Source organism: Rathayibacter sp. AY1H2, assembly GCF_002931985.1.
Taxonomy (GTDB): domain Bacteria; phylum Actinomycetota; class Actinomycetes; order Actinomycetales; family Microbacteriaceae; genus Rathayibacter.
Genome location: NZ_PSUV01000005.1, coordinates 135,433 through 156,525 on the forward strand (window position 1 = coordinate 135,433; position 21,093 = coordinate 156,525).

A 21,093-nucleotide genomic window follows, 5' to 3' on the forward strand; every position below is an offset into this window, starting at 1 on the left:
CAGCTTGCGGCGCTCGGCGATCCGCGCTGGAGGCGGGCGCTACGGTGGTGCGACGCCGACCGCGCGGGCCGGCGAACGTCTCACTCGCGAAGGAGCGAATCGCAGATGTCCACTCCCCCCGACGCCCCGGCCGCCGACCGGAACGCCATCGACAACCTCCTCCACGAGACCCGCCGGTTCCCGCCGCCGGCCGATCTCGCCGCCGGAGCGGTCGCGACCGCCGCGCTCTACGACGAGGCCGCGGCCGACCGCCTCGCCTTCTGGGCCGACCGGAGCCGCGAGCTCCTGCACTGGCACCGGCCGTTCACGCGCACCCTCGACTGGAGCGAGCCCCCGTTCGCGAAGTGGTTCGACGACGGCGAGCTGAACGTGGCCTACAACTGCCTCGACCGCCACGTCCTGGCCGGCCACGGCGACCGCGTCGCCCTGCACTGGGAGGGCGAGCCCGGCGACTCCCGCTCGATCACCTACGCCGAGCTCACCGCCGAGGTGAAGCGCGCCGCGAACCTGCTCACGAGCCTCGGCGTCCGCGCCGGCGACCGCGTGGCGATCTACCTGCCCATGATCCCGGAGGCGGTCATCGCGATGCTCGCCGTCGCCCGGCTGGGGGCGGTCCACTCCGTCGTCTTCGGCGGCTTCAGCGCCGAGAGCCTGCGCGCGCGCATCGACGACGCGGAGGCGACACTCGTCATCACCGCCGACGGCGGCTGGCGCAAGGGCGCCGTCTCGCCTCTGAAGCCGGCGGTCGACGCCGCGCTCGCCCTCGGCGGCGAGTCCAGCGTCCAGCACGTCCTGGTCGTGCGCCGCGGAGGCAACGAGGTCGCCTGGCACGAGGGGCGCGACCTCTGGTGGCACGAGGAGATCGTGGCGGTCGACGCCGACCACGTCGCCAAGCCGTTCCCCGCCGAGCAGCCCCTCTTCATCCTCTACACGAGCGGCACGACCGGGAAGCCCAAGGGCATCCTGCACACCAGCGGCGGGTACCTCACCCAGGTCGCCTTCACGCACCGCGCGGTCTTCGACCTGCACCCCGAGTCGGACGTCTACTGGTCGACCGCGGACGTGGGCTGGATCACCGGACACAGCTACGTCGTCTACGGCCCGCTCGCCAACGGCGCCACCCAGGTGATGTACGAGGGCACTCCCGACAGCCCGCATCCCGGCCGCTGGTGGGAGATCGTCGAGAAGCACGGCGTGACGATCCTCTACGCGGCGCCCACGGCGATCCGCTCCTTCATGAAGCTCGGCCGGCAGATCCCGCAGCGCTTCGACCTCTCGAGCCTGCGCCTGCTCGGATCGGTCGGCGAGCCGATCAACCCGGAGGCGTGGGTCTGGTACCGCGACGTCATCGGCGGCGGCCGCACCCCCATCGTCGACACGTGGTGGCAGACCGAGACCGGCGCGATGATGGTGTCCCCCCTGCCCGGGGTGACGACTCTCAAGCCCGGGTCCGCGCAGGTCGCTCTGCCGGGGATCTCGATCGACGTGGTCGACGACTCCGGGACGCCGGTCGGCGCCGACGAGGGCGGACTGCTCGTGATCACCGAGCCCTGGCCGGCGATGCTGCGCGGCATCTGGGGCGACCCGGAGCGGTACGTCGAGACCTACTGGTCGAAGTTCGGCGACCGCTACTTCGCGGGCGACGGAGCGCGTCGCGACCAGGACGGCGACCTCTGGCTCCTGGGGCGCGTGGACGACGTGATGAACGTCTCCGGCCACCGCCTCTCGACCGCCGAGATCGAGTCGGCCCTCGTCTCGCACCCGGTCGTCGCCGAGGCGGCCGTCGTGGGAGCCGCGGACGAGACCACCGGCCAGGCCGTGGTCGCGTTCGTGATCGCGAAGGCGAGTCAGGCCGAGGCGCTGGCCCACGGGCACGACGAGCTCGAGGCCACCCTGAAGGCGCACGTCGCCGAGCACATCGGCGCGATCGCCCGCCCGAAGCGGATCTTCGTGGTGCAGGAGCTGCCCAAGACCCGCTCGGGGAAGATCATGCGCCGGCTGCTGCGCGACGTGGCGGAGGGACGCGCCGTGGGCGACACGACGACGCTCGCGGACACGCAGGTGATGGCGGTGATCTCCTCCGCGATCGCCGCGGACTGACCGGGCGCCGCCCCCTCCCGCCGCGTGGGCCGGAGGGGGCGGTGCGTCAGTCGAAGGCGACGATCAGCTCGACCTCGACGGGAGCGCCGAGGGGCAGCTCCGCCACCCCGACGGCCGAGCGCGCGTGACGGCCGGGCTCGCCGAACACGTCGCCGAGCAGCTCCGAGGCGCCGTTGATCACGCCGGGCTGCCCGGTGAAGCCGGAGGCGGACGCGACGAAGCCGGTGAGCTTCACGATCCGCGTCACCCGGTCGAGCGATCCGATCGCGTCGGCGACGGCCGCGAGCGCGTTGAGGGCGCAGGTGCGGGCCAGCTCCTTCGCCTGCTCGGGCGACACCTCGTCGCCGACCTTGCCGACCAGCGGCAGAGCGCCGTCGACGAAGGGGATCTGCCCCGCCGTGTAGACGAGGCCGCCGTGCACGACGGCGGGGACGTAGGCGCCGGCGGGGACCGCGACCGCGGGCAGCTCGACGCCGAGCTCCGCGAGGCGCTCGGCGATCACGCGCCGGCCTCGGCGACGGGGCGCTTGAGGTACGCGACGAGGCCGCCCTCGGGACCGGTCACGATCTGGACCAGCTCCCAGCCCTCGGATCCCCAGGTGTTCAGGATCGCCGTGGTGTTGTGGATCATCAGCGGGGTGGTGATGTACTCCCAGCGCGGGACGGACATGGCTCTCCTCGGGTGCGGCCGGTGCGGGACGACTGCTGAGCGCCGCGCGTCGGCGGGATGAGCGCCGCGGCTCGTCCGAGCGCGGCGACTACGCTGATTCTATGTCGGGGCAGGGCGGGACCAGAGTCGTGAAGACCATCGGGGGCGCCGTCGGCGGTCTGATCGGCATCGTCGCCATGAGCGTCGTCGCGGGAGTCCTGGTGGCCGCCTCGGTGACGCCGGCGATCGCGCTGAGCGGCATGGCCGCCGGCAACACGGTGGAGATGTTCGACAACCTCCCCGAGTACCTCGAGATCGGCACGCTCGCCGAGAAGAGCGACGTGTACGCGAAGGACTCCTCCGGCGGCGACGTGCTGCTCGCCTCCTTCTACGCCCAGAACCGCGTCGAGGTGGGCTGGGACGAGATCTCGCCGTTCGTGAAGGACGCCGTGGTCGCCTCCGAGGACCCCCGCTTCTACGAGCACGGCGGCATCGATCTGCTCGGCACCGTCCGCGCGGCCGCGACGACGGCCATGGGCGGGGACGTCCAGGGCGGCTCCTCCATCACGCAGCAGTACGTCAAGAACGTGCTCGTGCAGAAGGCGGAGGCGCTCAGCGATCCGATCGAGCGCGACGCGGCCTACCGCGAGGCCACGGAGACCACTCCGGAGCGCAAGGTCGCGGAGATGCGGCTCGCCATCGGGCTCGAGAAGGAGTATCCGAAGAACGACATCCTGCTGGGCTACCTCAACATCGCCCTGTTCGGCGGCACCGTCTACGGCGTCGAGGCGGCTGCCCGCTACTACTTCGGAGTGAGCGCGAAGGACCTCTCGCTCGCGCAGTCCGCCGCGCTCGTCGCGATCGTGAACAACCCCGAGAAGTTCCGCTTCGACCGGCCCGGCGACCCGGCGAACCCCGCCGCGGAGGGCTACCCGCAGACCCGGGACCGGCGCGACTACATCGTCACCCGCATGGACCTCGAGTCGAAGGTGACGTCCGAGCAGGCGCAGGCGGCCGTCGCCGAGCCCGTGACGCCGAACATCACCGAGCCGAGCACCGGCTGCCAGACGGCCGGAGTCGCGGCCTTCTTCTGCGACTACGTCACCTGGGTCATCAAGAACGACGACGCGTTCGGTGCGAGCCAGGACGAGCGCGACGCCACCTTCAAGCGCGGCGGCTACCGGATCTACACGACCCTCGATTCCGATCTGCAGCAGGCCGCCGTCTCGGCCACCGACGACTGGGTGCCCAAGTCGATGGCGAACGTGAACATCGGCAGCGCGAGCGTCTCGATCGAGGTCGGCACCGGCCGCATCCTCGCGATGACCCAGAACAAGGACTACTCCAACGATCCGGACCTGACGGGCCCCAACTACACGAGCGTCAACTACAACACCGACTTCGGGTACGGCGGCTCCTCGGGATTCCAGGTCGGCTCGACCTACAAGGTGTTCACCCTGGCGGAGTGGCTGCAGGAGGGGCACTCGCTCGGCGAGAGCGTCGACGGCACCCGCCGCGCCTACACGACCTTCCGTGACAGCTGCGAGCCCGACGGCGTCTACTACGGCGAGTCCTGGAACCCCGGGAACGACGAGGGCGGCAACGGAGGAGTGACCACGGCCCTGCAGGCCACGACCGGCTCGATCAACACCTCGTTCGCCGCCATGGCCCAGCAGCTGGACCTCTGCGGCATCCGCAACACGGCGCTGGCGATGGGCGTGCACCGTGCCGACGGGACCGAGCTGCAGAAGCTCGCGCCGACCATCCTCGGCACCAACGAGATCGCTCCGCTCACGATGGCCACGGCCTTCGCCGGCTTCGCGAACAAGGGCACCGTCTGCACGCCCATCGCGATCGACCGGATCGTCGACCGCACGGGCGCGGACGTCGCGCCGCCCGCCTCCGAGTGCAGCCAGGGGATGTCCGAGGAGGTGGCCGCGACCGCCGGCTACGCCCTGCAGCAGGTGGTGACGGGCGGCACCGGCGCCCCCTCCAACCCCCGCACCGGGGTGCCGCACATCGGCAAGACCGGCACCACGGACGACGCGCTGCACACGTGGATGGTCGGCGCGAGCACCGAGGTCGCCACCGCCACCTGGGTCGGCAACGTGACCGGCTTCACCTCCATGCGCGGGTTCAGTCTCAACCGGGTGAACGCCGGTCAGGTGCGCCACCAGATCTGGCCGCGCATCATGCGCGTCGCCGACGCGAAGTACGGCGGGACGGCGTTCCCGGCTCCGGTCCGCTCGCTCGTCGACGCTCCGCAGGAGGCCGTGCCCCAGGTCACCGGCCAGAGCCCCTCTGCGGCGGCCGCACGCCTGCGCTCCGTCGGCTTCACGGTCCGCGTCGACACCTCTCCGGTCCCCTCCGACCGCCCGACAGGGACGGTCGCGCAGACGAACCCGCCCGCCGGGTCGCGCGTCTCCCGGGGCGCGGAGATCACCCTGAAGATCAGTGCCGGACCGGGCGCCCCGCCCCGCGCGGGCTGAGCCCCGGCACCCCCGGCTGCTCCCGAGGGAGCGTCCGGCAGAATGAACGCGACCGCGCTCGCGGCCGACGTGCGAGAGAAGGACCCATGACCGGACGCACCCGTCGCCCCCTGACCACCGCCCTCGCGACCGTCGCCGCGGCCGGAGCCGTCGCCGCGGCCTGGGGCATCGGCGTCGAGCGGACGCTGTTCACCGTCCGGCGCACGTCGTTCCCGGTGCTGCCCGCGGGTTCCGAGCCGATCCGCGTCCTGCACGTGTCTGACCTGCACATGGCCCCGTGGCAGACGAAGAAGCAGGAGTGGATCCGCTCGCTCCTCGCCCTGGCCCCCGACGTCGTGGTCGACACCGGCGACAACCTCGGCCACCGCGACGGCGTGCTCGGCATCCGCCGGGCTCTGGAGCCCTTCGCCGGGATCCCCGGCGCCTTCGTCAACGGATCCAACGACTACTTCGGCCCTCGGATCAAGAACCCGCTCCGCTACTTCGTCGGCCCCTCCAAGAACCCCAAGCAGCACGAGGCCGATCTCGACACCGACGGGCTGACCGGCTTCTTCTCGGACGGGCTCGGGTGGGTGGACCTCAACAACCGCGCCGAGAGCATCACGGTGAAGGGGACGCGCATCGAGTTCTTCGGCGTCGACGACCCGCACATCGGCCTCGACCGCATCGACCTCGTCGCCGGAGCCGTGGACGAGCTGCGCGGCGCGGAGGACGGACCGGCCGGGGTCAGCATCGGCGTGGCGCACGCGCCCTACCAGCGCATCCTCGACGACTTCGTCGCCCGCGGCGCCGAGGTGATCCTCGCCGGGCACACGCACGGCGGGCAGGTCTGCGTCCCGGGCTTCGGCGCCCTCGTCACCAACTGCGACATCCCGCGCGACAAGGTCGCCGGCTCGACGACGTGGGACAACGGACTGCGCAGCTCGTACCTCAACGTGTCCGCCGGAGTCGGCACCTCGATCTACGCACCGGTGCGCTTCGCCTGCCGGCCCGAGGTGACCCTCGTCACGCTCACTCCGGCGGCCTGACGAGGGGTGTCCGACGGCGGTCCGGAAATCGGCTACTATTGTCGAGGCTCGTGAGCGGTTCTCCGTGATGAGCACACCGGGGTGTGGCGCAGCTTGGTAGCGCGCCTCGTTCGGGACGAGGAGGTCGTGGGTTCGAATCCCGCTACCCCGACCGGTGAGAAGCCCGGCCAGGATCGATGATCCGGCCGGGCTTCTTCGTTCCCGGGGCGTTCTCGGAATTCTGCTGTGGCGGGGCTCGCCCGCAGGCGGATGCTCGCCCGGGCCGGAGCCTGGTCGACGACGGAGCCGGCGCGATCACCGCCCCGCGCTCTCCGGCTCGAGCACCCCTGACGGCGTCCCGAGCGTCCTGCGCACGGGCGTGCCTCCAGCCCACTCCCCCGCGCCTCCCGGCCCGATCCCAGCAGCCGGGAGCGAGACTGTTCTTCCGCCGTCGTCGCCGCCCCCGCCCGACGACCGACGAGAGGAGCACCGTGACCCGGTCGCTCACCCGCCTCACCCTCGCCATCAGCGTGCCCTACGTGGTCGCGCTCGCAGCGATCGCCTTCTGGCCGACGCCCGTCGATGCGGGAGTGCGGGGGGATCTCGGCCGGGTGACCTCCTGGTTCGCCCGGCACGGCCTCCCGATGGTCGACTACGCGTTCATCGAGTCGACCGCCAACATCGCCCTGTTCGTGCCCCTGGGGCTGCTCCTGGCCCTCAACCTGCGGCTCCGGAGGGCGTGGGTCGCTGTGGCCGTCGGCGCCGTCGTGAGCTCGCTGATCGAGGCGGGCCAGCTGCTCTTCCTCTCGGCGCGCTTCGCGACCGTCGACGACGTCGTGATGAACACCTCCGGCGCGCTTCTCGGCGCGGTCGCCGGCGTCCTGCTCCGGATGGTCGTCCGCGCACGACGACGCCGGAGGGCGGCGGAGTGGGACGACGCCTTCGCGCACATCCCCCTCCGCGGCACCTCCGGCGTGGTGGCGGATCAGCCGAGCCGCGTCCGCTGAGACGACGGCTCCGCCGCGTCAGCGGCCGAGGCCGCGGTACTCCCAGCCGGCCGCACGCCAGGCGGCGGGGTCGAGGCAGTTGCGACCGTCGACGAGGAAGGTGTTGGCCACCTTCGCCGCCGTGGCCGCGGGGTCGAGGGCGCGGAACTGCTTCCACTCCGTCACGACGACCACGGCGTCGGCACCGGCCAGCGCCTCGTCGACGTCGGTCGTGTAGGTGATCTCGGGGTAGCGGCGGCGCGAGTTCTCGATCGCCTCGGGGTCGGTCGCGACCACGGTCGCACCGAGGTCGTGCAGGCGAGCGGCGACGTCGAGCGACGGCGAGTCGCGGATGTCGTCCGACTCCGGCTTGAACGCCAGACCGAGCACCGCGATGCGGCGGCCCTCGACGGAGCCGCCCAGGCCCTCGGTGACGAGGTCGACGACGCGCTGACGGCGACGCAGGTTGATCGCGTCGACCTCTTTGAGGAAGGCGACGGACTCGCCGACGCCGAGCTCGTCGGCGCGGGCAGAGAAGGCGCGGATGTCCTTCGGGAGGCAGCCGCCTCCGAAGCCGATGCCCGCGTTCAGGAAGCGGCGGCCGATCCGCACGTCGTAGCCGATCGCGTCGGCGAGCTGCGTGACGTCCGCGCCGGTGACCTCCGCGATCTCGGCGATCGCGTTGATGAACGAGATCTTGGTCGCGAGGAAGGCGTTGGCCGAGACCTTCACCAGCTCGGCGGTGGCGTAGTCGGTGACCACGAGCGGGGTCTCGGCCGCGAGCGCCGTCGCGTAGACCTCGTCGAGGGTCGCCTTCGCCGCTGCTCCGGCCTCGCCCGCGGGCACGCCGTAGACGAGCCGGTCGGGGCTGATCGTGTCCTTGACCGCGAAGCCCTCGCGGAGGAACTCGGGGTTCCAGGCGAGGGTCGCACCGGAGGAGGCGATGCGGTCGGCCAGGCGGGCGGCGGTGCCGACGGGGACGGTCGACTTGCCGACGACGAGGGAGTCCGCCTCGAGGTAGGGCAGGAGACCGTCGATCGCCGAGTCGACGTAGGTCATGTCCGCGGCGTTCTCGCCCGGCTTCTGCGGGGTGCCGACGGCGACGAAGTGCACGGCCGCACCGGCGGCGTCGGCCATGTCGGTCGAGAAGCGCAGGCGCCCGGAGGCGACGCCGGAGGACAGCAGCTCCGGGAGGCCGGGCTCGAAGAACGGCGCGGTGCCGGCGGCCAGGGCGTCGATCTTCTTCTGGTCGACGTCGATGCCGATGACGTCGTGGCCGAGCTCGGCCATGGCGGCAGCGTGGACGGCACCGAGGTAGCCGCAGCCGATGACAGAAAGCTTCACAGGGGTTCTCCGAATCGTGGCGGGTTCGTGTCGCGGTCGCGACGGTGAGGAGGAGCGATGCGATGCGGCGAGGCGTCAGCGCGCCCGCGGACGCGCGACTACCGCCGCGCCAATGCTCTCAGATCGCGGGAGACGTCGGCGACAGCCGCCGCGATCTGCGCCGCCACGCGCTCATGCACGGCCTCGCTGCGGCCGATCGGGTCCTCGATGTCGTCGCCGCCCTCGCCCCGCGGGGCGCGCCCGCGGTGGGCGGCGGCGAGCCGCACGACGGCGCGGAGCCGCGCGGCGGGGTCCTCGACCGTCGGCAGCGGCACCTCCCGCAGCACGAACGGCAGCACGCGGGCGAACTCGAGCAGCGTGAAGCCGCGGAGGAGGAGCGACGGGAAGCGCCGGGAGGCGTCGACCAGGTGGTCGCGCGTCATCGTGAGCAGGAGGTCGGCGTCGCCGACGATCGCGTCGCCGAGCACCGCGCTCGTGTGCGCGGCCGGGTCTCCCCCGTGCTGAGCCGAGAAGCGGGCCGAGACCGGGTCCATCGGCAGTCCGTCGCGCGTCCTCACTCCGGCGCTCGTGAACGCGAAGAGCGGACCTCCCGCGGGTGATGTCGCGTCGGCGAGTGCGGCGCGCAGCAGCTGCTCCGCCATCGGCGACCGGCAGATGTTGCCGGTGCAGACCGAGAGCACGGTGAAGACGGGGGCGGCGGTGGCGGCGACCGGTTCGTCCGGTCGCCAGCTCCGGCGGGCGGGGCGGGCGGAGTCGTCTCCCGGGAAGATCATCGCGGGGCGCTCAGGCCGAGGTCGACGCGGGCTCGGGCTCGACGGCCGTGTCCGGGCGGGCACCCGATCGCTCGGAGCCGTAGTAGCTCGTGTAGTAGTAGCCGTAGCCCCGGCCGACCTGGCCGCGCGCGGGCACGCGGTTGAGGATCACGCCGAGGGTGTGGCCGCTGACCCGCTCGATGTTCTGGATCGCCTTGCCCAGCTCGTCGGTCGTCGTCCTGCCCGCGGAGATGACCACGAGCGCGCCGTCGGTGCGGGCGGTGAGGATGGCGCCGTCCGTGACGGGCAGGAGCGGCGGCGCATCGACGATCACGATGGCCTCGCGAGCGATCTCGTGCAGGAGGATGTCCATGCCGTTGGAGCCGAGCAGCTCGGACGGGTTCGGCGGGATCGACCCGGCTCCGAGCACCCAGAGGTTGCCGGACGGGCCCCACGGCTGCAGGACGTCCTGCAGTTCCGCCTTGCCGATCAGCAAGTCGGTCAGGCCGACGCCGGGAACGAGGCCGAACGACTTGGCGACGGTGGGCTTGCGGAGGTCGCCATCGACGACGACGGTCCGCTGGCCGGAGGCGGCAAGCGTCACCGCGAGGTTCGCGGTCACCGTCGACTTGCCGTCCGAGGGCAGCGGGCTCGTCACGACGATGATGCGCGGCGGGCTGTCGATGTTCATGAACTGCAGGTTCGTGCGGAGCTCGCGCAGCGCCTCGGCGAGTGCGTGCTTGCCGTCGGCCTTGATGTAGTCGGTCGTGTCGGCCTCGGGGACGATGCGGTTGGTCTCGCTGAGGCGCTTGTCGACGGGGAGGGTGCCGACCACGGGGAGGTCGAACAGGCGCTCGACCATCTCGGCGGTGCGGATGCGCCGGTCCAGCGTGTTGCGGACGAACGCGTAGACGAGACCGAGGACGAGGCCCGCGAGCGCGCCGACCGCGAGGACGAGGCGCAGGTTCGGGAACGCCGGCGAGGACGGGAGCGCCGCGGCCTGCAGAACGGTGAGGGAGACCGTGTCGCCGACGCCCGTCTCCTGGTTGACCTGCTGCACCTTGGTGGCGATGGCCGCGACCCAGGCGTCGGCGAGCTTCTGCGCGCCCTCGGGGGTGGAGGCGGTGGCGCTGACCTTCATCACCGGGGCGACCGTGTCGGCCTGCACCGTGATCGCCGAGATCAGCGTGGCGGGCGAGACGTCGAGGCCGAGGCTGTCGATCGCGATCTGCGCCACGTCGCGCGAGGTGGCGATCGGGACGTACGTGGCGAGGCTCGACTTGGCGACGGACTGCGCGATCTGCTGCGTGTAGATCGCCTGGCTGTCGTCGGCACCGGTGGTGGCGACGGAGACCAGGCCCTGCGAGTCGGCGACGTACCGCGGCTTCTGCGTCAGCGACCAGCCGAAGGCGACGAGAGTGCCGAGGAGGATCGCCGCGACGATCGGGATCCAGTGGTCGCGCAGCAGCCGGAGGACGTCTCGAAGTTCCACAGAGTCAGATTTCCTTCGCTGGTACGGATCACGCGGCGGGCGCCGGCGACGGGTTCTTCCGAATTCTGACACAGCGCTTCCGCGCCCTCGGCGCCAGGCGCGTCAACCGTGCCACCCGTCGGGGGTGGGCTCCGGCGGAGTCCCTCTCCTGATCACTCCGAGGCCCTCGAGCTCGACGACCGCCGACTCGACGACCGCCTCCGCATCGACGCCGGCGGGCGGCGGGCCCGCCTCCTCGAGCACCGCGGCGACGAGACCGGGCAGATCGGAGCCCCGGCCGGCGTGGCGCCAGATCGTCGGGCCGATGCCGGACAGGCGAACGAGGGTGCCGCCGCAGAACACGAGCAGCTGGCCGTCGGCGAGCTCCACCGCGTCGTCCGCAGGGGTGCGCAGGACGGTGCCGGGCAGGGCCTCGCCCACAGGGTCGAGCTGCACGGAGACCACCTCGGACCAGGCGGACGGGGCCCCGGCGCCGAGGGACGCGAAGACCTCCTCGACCAGGTGCACCACGCTCGCGGCCTCGGAGTAGACCAGTCGCCGGACGCCGCCCAGCGCCGAGAGGGTGCGGACGAGATCGGCGATCGGCCGCGGTCGGGCCGAGAGGTACGAGGTCTGCGGCACCAGATCCTCGATCGCGTCGACCGGGTCGACGTGCTCGAGGAAGGGCGTCCCGACGCCGTCGCGGCGCTCGAGCAGGAGGACGCCCGCCAGACGCAGGGGCGCCTCCGGGACCGGTCGGAGGGCGAGCGACCCGGGGGCCAGCTGCGCCTTCGGCGCCGATCCGGTCAGCGGCTTCACCGACAGCGGCTTGGGATAGGGCAGGACGCGCCCCTCCGGGGTCACGCCGACCGTCTCGTCGGTGACGTAGCCGAAGCGGGACCCGAGCGTCCGGGCGATGGTGGTCTTGCCGGTCCCGGAGGCGGCGACGAAGGCCAGCACGCGGCCGGACTCGTCGGAGATCCCGCAGGCGTGGAGCATCAGCAGGTCGGCGCGCCGGGCGCCGATCGCCTCGAGGGTCAGGGTCGAGGTCAGGGACTCCTCGAGCTGCGCGAGCGTGGCGCTCGAGACCCGGGGCGAGCCGTCGACCGGGACGGAGGGATCGTGCCCCACCTCGGCGAGGACGTCGCGTGCTCCCGCGTCGGGCTCGGACGCGCAGGCGGCCCAGCTGTCGGCGATCCGCGCCGCGTCCTCGTCGCCGACGCCGCGTCCGAAGACCACGCGGAACGGGGTCTCGAGGACCGAGACGGACAGGGTGCGGGGCTCGGCGCCCCTCCCCCCGGCGATCAGTACGCCCCGTCGCGGGCGAGGACGGCGCGCGCGGTCTTGAAGAGGATGACGATGTCGCCGGTCATCGACCAGTTCTCGACGTAGTACAGGTCGAGGCGGACGGTGTCCTCCCACGAGAGGTTCGAGCGTCCGCTGACCTGCCAGAGCCCGGTGATGCCCGGCTTCATCAGGAAGCGGCGGTGCACGTGCTCCTCGTACTGCTCGACCTCGCGGGCCAGCGGCGGGCGGGGGCCGATCAGGGACATGTCGCCGCGGAAGACGTTCAGGAACTGGGGCAGCTCGTCGAGGCTGAAGCGCCGGAGGATCGCACCCACCCGGGTGACGCGGGGGTCCTTCGCCATCTTGAAGAGGATCGAGTTCCCCTCCGCACGCTGCTGCGACGCGAGAGCCGCCAGTCGCGCCTCCGCGTCGACGACCATCGAGCGGAACTTCAGCATCTCGAAGGTCGCGCCGTTCAGGCCGATGCGCTCCTGCCGGAAGAGCACGGGCCCGGGGCTGGTGACCTTGACCAGCACGGCGACGACGACGAGCACCGGCGCGCTGAGGATGATCAGCATGGTCGACGCCAGGATGTCGAAGAGGCGCTTGGCGAACCGCTGGCGGCCGTCGAAGCGCGGGGTCTCGACGTGGATCAGCGGAAGGCCCGCGACGGGGCGGGTGTGGATGCGCGGACCGCCGATGTCGGTGAGGCTCGGCGCCACGACGAGGTGCTCGCGCCCGGGCTCGAGCGTCCAGCTCAGCTCGCGGATCCGCTGCGGCGCCAGCTCGTCGGAGCTCGTGACGACCACCGTGTCGGCACCGGTGGCGTCCATCACGGCGCGGACGCCGTCGATCCCGGTGAACCCGTGGACCGCGAGGCCCGAGAGCTCCTGCTCGCTCCGCAGCGCGTCCGCACCGCCGACCGAGGTCGAGACGGCGCCGACGAGCTTGTAGCCGGCCTCGGTGCCGCGACGCAGCTCGCGCGCGGTGTGCAGGACGCTCGCGCGGGAGCCGAGGAGCACGACCTGGCTCGAGAAGCGGCCCGCCCGGCGCTGCCGGGTGAGCCAGGAGCGCCAGACCAGGCGGCCGACGCAGATCAGCACGATCCCGGCGGGGAACGCCGTGATGATGTAGCCGCGCGCGAGCAGGATCTGGAGCAGGTAGGCGATGATCGCGACGATGCCGAAGAGCCAGATGGAGGCGTCGACGACGCGGCGGTACTCGACGTAGCCGGTGCCGACGATCCGGCGGTCGCGCGTGTCGAAGACCTGGAGGGCGAGGAGCCAGCCGACCGACAGGGCGACGGACACCCAGGTGTAGCTGACCGCGATGTCGGCGGGGTTCTTGAACCCCAGATCCGAGTTCAGGTTCAGGTCGAACCAGAAGAGCTGCGTGCCGAAGACGGAGAGGACGATCGCGACGACGTCCGTGATGAGCAGCCGTCGCCGGTAGTCCTGCTCCCACGACGGCCGACGCCTCAGCGGTGCCCCTTGCGCCGTCATCGTTTCCCCCGACCTTTCCTGCTGCTTCGAAAGGCGTAATTCCGTTTCCGGTGTTGTCACGTCGTCAGGCTACCCACTTCCTCGTTTCGGAGGGGTGTCGCACCGGTGAGGAACGCTCGACCGGTCAGCCGCGGAGCCGGCCGCGGCTCTCCTGGAGGTAGCACGCGCCGCACAGCGACTCGTAGGTGACCGCCGTTCCGTCGATCGCGACCTGATCGCCGTCGAAGACGAAGCGGCCGTCCACGACGCGCCCGTTGAAGATCGCTTTGCGCCCGCACCGGCAGATCGTCTTCAGCTCCTCGAGGCTGTGGGCGATCTCCAGGAGCCGCCTGCTGCCCGGGAACGCGGCGGTGCGGAAGTCCGTGCGGATGCCGTACGCCAGGACGGGCACGTTCTCGAGGATGGAGATCCGGAGCAGATCGTCGACGTGCGACTCCGGCAGGAACTGCACCTCGTCGACGAGCAGAGCGCTCACGTCGCGCTTCGACTCGGCCAGGACGCGGGCCCGGGCCGCGGTGAAGACGGCCATCGGGTCCCCGTCGGGCTCGAACAGGATGTCCACCGGACGGGTCACGCCGAGCCGCGACACGATCAGCTCCTCGCCCTTCGTGTCGACGGCCGGCTTGGCCAGCAGCACCCGGTGCCCGCGCTCCTCGTAGTTGTGCGCGGCCTGCAGGAGCGACGTGCTCTTCCCGCTGTTCATCGCTCCGTAGCGGAAGTACAGCTTGGCCATCAGGTCTCCTCGGGGCGGGTCCGGAGGCGGGGCCCCCGGGGTGAGCAGGGGCCGGTCACGGGAGGAACCCGTCCTCGCCGGCGCGGCGGATCAGATCGGCCCGGCGGCTCGCGGGCCTGCCGACGGCGACGTACTTGCGGCGCACGCGCTGCAGGTAGGTCTTCGCGGTCTCGAACTGCACGTTCATCTTGGCGGCGACCTCGGGGGTGCTCGATCCGGACGCGTAGAGGCGCAGCGCCTCCAGCTCGCCGGCGCTGAGCCGTGGGCGCTGCTGCGCCGCGACCCCGGACGGCAGGGGCCGCCACTGCGCGGACGAGACGTCGGCCGAGCGCATCTCGAGAGCGGCGCGGGTCTGCTCCATCACCTCGGCGAGCGGGCGCGACTTCGCCAGGTGCCGCACGGCTCCGGCCTTCAGGGCGCGCTCGCGGACCTCGTCGTCCTCGCTCGCGGAGAGCGCCACGACCGCGGCTCCCGCCGCCCGGCAGGTCCGGATCCGCGCCTCGATCGAGATCGGCTCGCGCAGCTCGACGTCCATCACGACCACCTGGGTGGGGAAGACATCGCTCGTCACCAGGTCGTGCCAGGTGGAGGCGGCCACGACGACCTCGAAGTCCGGGGCGTGGGTGCGGATCCACGCGCTCGTCGCCGCGAGCAGGTCCTCGCGCGGGTCGAGCAGGCCGAGCCGGACCGCACGGGGTGCCGCGTCGCGGGCGCTCCAGGCGGAGGAGCCCGAGGGCTCACCGGAGCGGGTGACCATGCGGACGATCCTAGCCGCGGCCGGGCCCGCCCCCGGCTCAGAACAGCGTCGGCTGCCCGACGCCGGGCAGGATCGCGGCGCGCTCCGGCCCGAGCTCCCCGACCAGCAGCCCGTCGTGCTGGAGGGAGCGCCGCTCGCCGCCGAGGGTCCGCAGCGTCCCGAGCGAATTCAGGGCGGAGGACTTGACGGAGCCGGTGGCCGGGTCCTCCTCGCCGCGCTCGAGCCCGTGCGCGCGCATCAGCGGGCGGATGCGCGCGGAGAGCCAGCGCCGGTACTCGAGAGGCGCGTAGGCGTCGCGGCCCGGGTAGAGCGCTCGGTACTTGTCGACCAGCTCGGGGTGCTCCTGCCCGAGCCACTGCAGGAACCACTCCTTCACCCCGGGCTTGAGGTAGAGGGTCGAGTACATGATCGTGCTGGCGCCCGCCTCGCGGCAGGCCCGGAGCGACTCGTCGAGGTGCGCCCGTGTGTCGGTGAGGAACGGCAGGATCGGCATCAGGAACACCGAGCAGTCGAAGCCGGCCTCCCGTGCCGCGGTGACCGTCGCCAGCCTGGCCGCCGCGGTCGGCGCACCCGGCTCGACGGAGCGCTGGAGGCCCTCGTCGTAGACGGCGATCGACACGCCGAGGTCGACCGGGACGTGCTCGGCGGCCTCGCGGAGCAGCGGCAGGTCTCGCCGCAGCAGCGAGCCCTTCGTGAGGATCGAGATCGGGGTGCCCGAGGCGGCGAGCGCGGCGATGATGCCCGGCATCAGCCGGTAGCGGCCCTCGGCGCGCTGGTACGGATCGGTGTTGGTGCCGAGTGCCACGGGGTGCCGCTCCCAGCTCGGCTTCGCGAGCTCCCGGGTGAGGACCTCGGCGACGTTCACCTTCACGACGATCTGCGAGTCGAAGTCGCGGCCGCCGTCGAACTCGAGGTACTCGTGCGTGGGCCGGGCGAAGCAGTAGGTGCAGGCGTGGGTGCAGCCGCGCATCGGGTTGATGCTCCAGCCGAACGGCATCTTCGAGGAGGTGTGCACGCGGTTGAGCGCCGACTTCGCGAGCACCTCGTAGAAGGTGATGCCCTCGAACTCCGGCGTGCGCACCGTCCGCACCAGGTCGGTGAGCTTGACGAGCCCGGGCAGCGCGGCCTCGTCGGCCGTGCCGATCGACTGCCCGCTCCACCTCATGGGGCCATTAGAACATACGTTCGAGCGGGTCGCAGCCGATCAGACCGAGGCGGACAGCTCCAGCGTCTCGGCGGTCGCGGTGACCGTCTGCTCGGCCTTCTCGGGCGCGTCGTTGAGCGTCGAGCCGTAGCTCGGCACCAGTGCGCGGATCCGCGGCTCCCAGGCCTTCATCCGGTCGGGGAAGCACTTCTGCACGATGTCGAGCATGATCGGCACGGCGGTCGAGGCTCCGGGCGAGGCGCCGAGCAGGCCGGCGATCGTGCCGTCCCCTCCCGTGATTACCTCGGTGCCGAACTGCAGCACGCCGCCCTTCTTCTCGTCCTTCTTCATCACCTGGACGCGCTGGCCGGCGGTGATCAGGTACCAGTCCTCGTCGCGGGCGGTGGGCAGGAACTCGCGCAGGGCCTTCATCTTCTTGCCACGGCCGGCGAGCACCTCGCCGATCAGGTACTTCATCAGGTCGAGGTTGTCGCGGGCGACCGCGAGCATCGGGCCGATGTTGTGCGGCCGGATCGACAGGGGCAGGTCGAGCCACGAGCCGCGCTTCAGGAACTTGGGCGTGAAGCCCGCGTAGGGGCCGAAGAGGAGGGACGACTCGCCGTCGACGACGCGCGCATCGAGGTGCGGCACCGACATCGGGGGCGCGCCGACCGCGGCCTTGCCGTAGACCTTCGCCTTGTGCCGGGCGACCAGCTCGGGGTTGTCGGTGCGGAGGAACTGGCCCGAGATCGGGAAGCCTCCGAAGCCCTTGATCTCGGGGATGCCCGACTTCTGCAGGAGGTGCAGCGCACCGCCGCCGGCGCCGACGAAGACGAAGCGGGCGGTCACCGACTGGGGCGTGCCCCCGACGACCTGCTTGAGGTCGAGGCGCCAGGTGCCGTCCTTCTGCCGGGTGATGTCGGTGACCTCGCGGCCGGTGTCGAGCGTGCCGCCGTGGGCGACGACGTGGTCGAACAGCTGGTGGGTCAGCGAGCCGAAGTCGACGTCGGTGCCGGCCGGCATGCGCGTCGCCGCATAGGGGCCGCCGCCGGCGGGACGCTGCTCCATCAGCAGGGGCGCCCACTCGTGGATGGTCTTGACGCTCTCGGTGAACTCGATGCCGGCGAACAGCGGCTGGTCCTTGAGCGCCTCGTAGCGCTTCCGGAGGTACTCGACGTTGGCCTCGCCGTGCACGAAGGTCATGTGCGGCGCCGGGTTGATGAAGCTGGAGGGCTCGCGGATGTCGCCGGACTCCACCAGGCTCGACCAGAACTGGCGCGAGATCTGGAACTGCTCGTTGATCTGGATCGCCTTGGCCGGGTCGACGGAGCCGTCGGCCGCCTCGGGCATGTAGTTCAGCTCGCAGAGGGCCGCGTGACCGGTGCCCGCGTTGTTCCACGGGTTCGACGACTCCTGCGCCACGTCGCCGAGGCGCTCGTAGGCGGCGATCGTCCAGTCGGGCTGCAGCTGGGTGATGAGGGCGCCGAGCGTGGCGCTCATGATGCCCCCACCGATGAGGGCGACGTCGACCGGTTCCGAGGAGTTCACGAGAGTCGAGTTTACGCTCGCCCGAGCACACCGCGGCGGGGAGGGGCCCCGCTCCCCCATCAAATTCGCGGCTTTTCCACCCGGAAGGGGCCGGAGCGCTCGGCGCCGGCCCCGTCCACGGAGGTCAGGAGACGGGCTGCTTCGCCGCGATGAGCTCGGCGATCTGCACGGCGTTCAGGGCCGCGCCCTTGCGGAGGTTGTCGTTGCTGATGAAGAGCGCGAGGCCGCGTCCCTCCGGAGCGCCTTCGTCGGCGCGGATGCGGCCGACGAAGCTCGGGTCCTTGCCCGCGGCCTCCAGCGGAGTCGGCACCTCGCGCAGCACGACGCCGGGCGCGTCGGCCAGCAGCTCGCGAGCACGCTCGGGGCTGAGGGCGGAGGCGAACTCGGCGTTGACGGAGAGCGAGTGGCCGGTGAACACGGGGACGCGCACGCAGGTGCCCGAGACCAGCAGCTCCGGGAGCTCGAGGATGCGGCGGCTCTCGTTGCGGAGCTTCTTCTCCTCGTCGGTCTCGTTCGAGCCGTCCTCGACCAGGCTCCCCGCGAAGGGGATGACGTCGAAGGCGATCGGGGCGACGTACTTGTCCGGCGCGGGGAAGTCGACCGCCGAGCCGTCGTGCACCAGGTCGAGCAGGTGCTCGTCGGCGACGGCGGCGCGGACCTGGCCGGCCAGCTCGTTCGCTCCGGCCAGTCCGCTGCCGGACACGGCCTGGTAGGTGCTGACGATCAGGCGCGTGAGCCCCGCCTCGCGGTCGAGGACCTTGAGGATCGGCATCGCGGCCATCGTGGTGCAGTTGGGGTTGGCGATGATGCCCTTGACCGCCTGGTCGATGGCGTGGGGGTTCACCTCGCTGACGACCAGCGGGACCTCGGGGTCCATACGCCAGGCGCTGGAGTTGTCGATCACGGTGACGCCGGCCGCGGCGAAGCGGGGCGCCTGCGCGCGCGATCCCGTGGCTCCGGCCGAGAACAGGGCGATGTCGAGCCCCGTCGGATCGGCGGTCTCCACGTCCTCGACCACGACGTCCTCGCCGCGGAACGGCAGCGTCGTGCCCGCCGAGCGGGCGGTGGCGAAGAAGCGGATGGACGCGATCGGGAAGTCGCGCTCCTCGAGGAGGCGGCGCATCACCTTCCCGACCTGGCCGGTCGCGCCGACGACGCCCACGTGGAGGGGGGTGCTGCTCATGCTGTGCTCTTTCGTCCGTGCGGCGCGCGGGCCGCTCGTGGCGGGGGGATCGAGGGAGAGAGTACCGGTCGGTCCGGCCGCTCGGGAGGAACGGCCGGATCGCGAGGGTGTCCGGCCGTCAGCGGCCGGTGCCGGCGTAGACGACGGCCTCGTCCTCGGCGTCGAGCCCGAAGGCGGTGTGCACGACGCGCAGAGCCTCGTTCACGGTGTCGGCGCGGGTGACGACCGAGATGCGGATCTCGCTCGTGGAGATCATCTCGATGTTGATCCCGGCCTCGTAGAGGGAGCGGAACAGCTTCGCGGAGACGCCGGCGTTGGTGCGCATCCCGGCGCCCACGAGCGCGAGCTTGGCGATCTGGTCGTCGTACTGCAGGGACTCGAAGCCGACCTCGTCCTTCTCGGCGTTGAGAGCCATGAGGACCGTCTGGCCGTCGGCCTTGGGCAGGGTGAACGAGATGTCGGTGCGGGCGGTGGCCGCAGCCGACACGTTCTGCACGATCATGTCGATGTTGGAGCCGGTCTTGGCCACGATCGTGAAGATCTGAGCGGCCTTGCCCGGGATGTCGGGGACTCCGACGACGGTGATCTTCGCCTCGTTCAGGTCGGCGGCGACTCCGGCGATGATGGGCTCTTCCACGGCTTGTCCGTTCTGCTCGGCGCCGGCGGTCTCGGCGTTGTAGACGATGGTGCCCTCGTTGGGGCTGAAGGAGGAGCGCACGTGGAGCGTGACTCCGTGGCGGCGGGCGAACTCGACGGCGCGGATGTGCAGCACCTTCGCTCCCGCGGCGGCCAGCTCGAGCATCTCCTCGCTGGTGATGCGGTCGAGCTTGCGGGCCTTCTTGACGACCCGCGGGTCGGCGGTGAAGACGCCGTCGACGTCGGTGTAGATCTCGCAGGTGTCGGCGCCGAGTCCCGCGGCGAGCGCGACGGCGGTGGTGTCGGAGCCGCCGCGGCCGAGGGTGGTGATGTCCTTCGTGTCGCGGTTGAAGCCCTGGAAGCCCGCGACGATGACGACGGCGTTCTCGTCGAGCGCCTCGCGGAGGCGGACCGGGGTGATGTCGACGATGCGGGCGGCGCCGTGCTGCGCGTCCGTGATCATGCCGGCCTGGCTGCCGGTGAAGGAGCGGGCCTCGAAGCCCATGCTCTTGATCGCCATCGCCAGCAGCGCCATCGAGATGCGCTCGCCCGAGGAGAGCAGCATGTCGAGCTCGCGGGGGGCGGGGATGGGAGTGACCTGGTGGGCGAGCTCGAGCAGGTCGTCGGTGGTGTCGCCCATGGCCGAGACGGCGACGACCACGTCGTTGCCCGCCTGCTTGGTGGCGACGATCCGCTTCGCGACCCGCTTGATGCTCTCCGCGTCGGCGACGGAGGACCCGCCGAACTTCTGGACGATCAGGCTCACGTGCTGCTCCCGTGTCGGTGGCTGGACCGCCGTCGCGACCCGACGGGCGAGTCTACCGGTCGACCGCATGCCGGAGCGGTCATGCGACTCCGGCGGCCGCGTCAGTTCTCGACGAGCCGGCGGCCCTCGAAGGCGCGGCCGAGGGTGATCTCGTCGGCGTACTCGAGGTCTCCGCCGACGGGCAGCCCGGAGGCCAGGCGGGTGATGCGGATGCCGAGGGTGCTGAGCATGCGCGAGAGGTAGGTCGCCGTCGCCTCGCCCTCGAGGTTCGGGTCGGTCGCGATGATGACCTCCTGCACCTCGCCGTCCGCGAGCCGCTGCAGCAGCTGGCGGATGCGGAGCTGATCCGGGCCGATGCCGTCGATCGGGCTGATCGCGCCGCCGAGCACGTGGTAGAGCCCACGGAACTCGCGGGTGCGCTCGATCGCCGGGACGTCCTTCGCCTCCTCCACGACGCAGATGACGGCGCGGCTGCGGCGCGGATCGCGGCAGATCCCGCAGGTCGCCTCCTCCGCCACGTTCCCGCAGATGTCGCAGAAGTGCACACGGCCGCGCAGCTCGAGCAGGATCTCGGCGAGCCGGGTGACGTCGAACGTCTCGGTCTGCAGGATGTGGAACGCGATGCGCTGGGCGGACTTCGGGCCGATGCCGGGGAGCCGGCCGAGCTCGTCGATCAGCTCCTGGACGATGCCTTCGTACATGCGGTCGCCTCCTCTCGGGTGGGGCGGACGGGGGTGGCG

Annotated in this window: 18 protein-coding genes and 1 tRNA gene; 5 read left to right on the forward strand and 14 right to left on the reverse strand. The window is 71.7% G+C overall.

Translation table 11 applies throughout. The features are described from left to right. Positions 1-105 precede the first annotated feature (105 nt). A complete protein-coding gene (gene acs / locus C5C29_RS06060) occupies positions 106-2,100 on the forward strand; it encodes an acetate--CoA ligase (RefSeq protein WP_104233737.1) in 1,995 nt (664 codons plus the stop codon). A 46-nt stretch (positions 2,101-2,146) separates the two neighbouring features. Here the strand turns inward: acs and C5C29_RS06065 are convergent, their stop codons facing one another. Next, complete coding sequence (locus tag C5C29_RS06065; protein WP_219812178.1) at positions 2,147-2,602, reverse strand: RidA family protein; 456 nt, start codon at positions 2,600-2,602, stop codon at positions 2,147-2,149. Beyond that, positions 2,599-2,769: a hypothetical protein gene (locus C5C29_RS17075; protein ID WP_164861113.1), complete on the reverse strand. Its 171-nt coding sequence runs from the start codon at positions 2,767-2,769 to the stop codon at positions 2,599-2,601. The genes C5C29_RS06065 and C5C29_RS17075 overlap by 4 nt, the downstream gene beginning before the upstream one ends. 101 nt (positions 2,770-2,870) lie before the next feature. Between C5C29_RS17075 and C5C29_RS06070 the strand changes: the two genes are divergently transcribed. The 4 genes from C5C29_RS06070 to C5C29_RS17420 all read left to right on the forward strand — a co-directional run bounded on the left by C5C29_RS06070 (position 2,871) and on the right by C5C29_RS17420 (position 7,251). Then, on the forward strand, positions 2,871-5,237 hold the full coding sequence (locus C5C29_RS06070; RefSeq protein WP_104308118.1) for a transglycosylase domain-containing protein: 2,367 nt from the start codon (positions 2,871-2,873) through the stop codon (positions 5,235-5,237). An 86-nt stretch (positions 5,238-5,323) separates the two neighbouring features. Continuing rightward, the gene (locus tag C5C29_RS06075) at positions 5,324-6,265 is read left to right on the forward strand and encodes a metallophosphoesterase (RefSeq protein ID WP_104222183.1); all 942 of its coding nucleotides are present in this window, start codon (positions 5,324-5,326) and stop codon (positions 6,263-6,265) included. Between the two features lie 77 nt (positions 6,266-6,342). Then, positions 6,343-6,416: transfer RNA gene (locus C5C29_RS06080), tRNA-Pro, on the forward strand. A gap of 319 nt (positions 6,417-6,735) precedes the next feature. Beyond that, positions 6,736-7,251, forward strand: a complete 516-nt coding sequence (locus C5C29_RS17420; protein WP_258059527.1) for a VanZ family protein — start codon at positions 6,736-6,738, stop codon at positions 7,249-7,251. Between the two features lie 18 nt (positions 7,252-7,269). On the opposite strand, the gene C5C29_RS06090 is transcribed toward C5C29_RS17420, so the two are convergent. The 12 genes from C5C29_RS06090 to recR all read right to left on the reverse strand — a co-directional run bounded on the left by C5C29_RS06090 (position 7,270) and on the right by recR (position 21,054). Next, the gene (locus tag C5C29_RS06090) at positions 7,270-8,574 is read right to left on the reverse strand and encodes a UDP-glucose/GDP-mannose dehydrogenase family protein (RefSeq protein WP_104222179.1); all 1,305 of its coding nucleotides are present in this window, start codon (positions 8,572-8,574) and stop codon (positions 7,270-7,272) included. A gap of 98 nt (positions 8,575-8,672) precedes the next feature. Continuing rightward, a complete protein-coding gene (locus C5C29_RS06095) occupies positions 8,673-9,347 on the reverse strand; it encodes a low molecular weight phosphatase family protein (RefSeq protein ID WP_104222177.1) in 675 nt (224 codons plus the stop codon). Positions 9,348-9,357: 10 nt separating this feature from the next. Continuing rightward, positions 9,358-10,818 carry a polysaccharide biosynthesis tyrosine autokinase gene (locus tag C5C29_RS06100; RefSeq protein ID WP_181027156.1) on the reverse strand — a complete coding sequence of 487 codons (1,461 nt, stop codon included), beginning with the start codon at positions 10,816-10,818 and terminating at the stop codon, positions 9,358-9,360. A gap of 102 nt (positions 10,819-10,920) precedes the next feature. Then, on the reverse strand, positions 10,921-12,036 hold the full coding sequence (locus tag C5C29_RS06105) for a hypothetical protein (RefSeq protein WP_104222173.1): 1,116 nt from the start codon (positions 12,034-12,036) through the stop codon (positions 10,921-10,923). A gap of 65 nt (positions 12,037-12,101) precedes the next feature. After that, positions 12,102-13,586 carry a sugar transferase gene (locus C5C29_RS06110; protein ID WP_104222171.1) on the reverse strand — a complete coding sequence of 495 codons (1,485 nt, stop codon included), beginning with the start codon at positions 13,584-13,586 and terminating at the stop codon, positions 12,102-12,104. A 124-nt stretch (positions 13,587-13,710) separates the two neighbouring features. Then, on the reverse strand, positions 13,711-14,319 hold the full coding sequence (locus C5C29_RS06115; RefSeq protein ID WP_104222169.1) for a thymidine kinase: 609 nt from the start codon (positions 14,317-14,319) through the stop codon (positions 13,711-13,713). 55 nt (positions 14,320-14,374) lie between these two features. Beyond that, complete coding sequence (locus tag C5C29_RS06120; protein WP_104222167.1) at positions 14,375-15,076, reverse strand: LuxR C-terminal-related transcriptional regulator; 702 nt, start codon at positions 15,074-15,076, stop codon at positions 14,375-14,377. A 37-nt stretch (positions 15,077-15,113) separates the two neighbouring features. Beyond that, positions 15,114-16,241 carry an Rv2578c family radical SAM protein gene (locus C5C29_RS06125; protein WP_104222165.1) on the reverse strand — a complete coding sequence of 376 codons (1,128 nt, stop codon included), beginning with the start codon at positions 16,239-16,241 and terminating at the stop codon, positions 15,114-15,116. Positions 16,242-16,280: 39 nt separating this feature from the next. Continuing rightward, the gene (locus C5C29_RS06130) at positions 16,281-17,828 is read right to left on the reverse strand and encodes a malate:quinone oxidoreductase (protein WP_104222163.1); all 1,548 of its coding nucleotides are present in this window, start codon (positions 17,826-17,828) and stop codon (positions 16,281-16,283) included. A gap of 64 nt (positions 17,829-17,892) precedes the next feature. Beyond that, positions 17,893-18,951: an aspartate-semialdehyde dehydrogenase gene (locus tag C5C29_RS06135; RefSeq protein WP_104222161.1), complete on the reverse strand. Its 1,059-nt coding sequence runs from the start codon at positions 18,949-18,951 to the stop codon at positions 17,893-17,895. 118 nt (positions 18,952-19,069) lie between these two features. After that, positions 19,070-20,353 (reverse strand): aspartate kinase, encoded by a 1,284-nt coding sequence (locus C5C29_RS06140; RefSeq protein WP_104222160.1) that lies wholly within the window; start codon positions 20,351-20,353, stop codon positions 19,070-19,072. A gap of 101 nt (positions 20,354-20,454) precedes the next feature. Further along, on the reverse strand, positions 20,455-21,054 hold the full coding sequence (recR, locus tag C5C29_RS06145; RefSeq protein WP_104222157.1) for a recombination mediator RecR: 600 nt from the start codon (positions 21,052-21,054) through the stop codon (positions 20,455-20,457). Between the last annotated feature and the right edge of the window lie 39 nt (positions 21,055-21,093).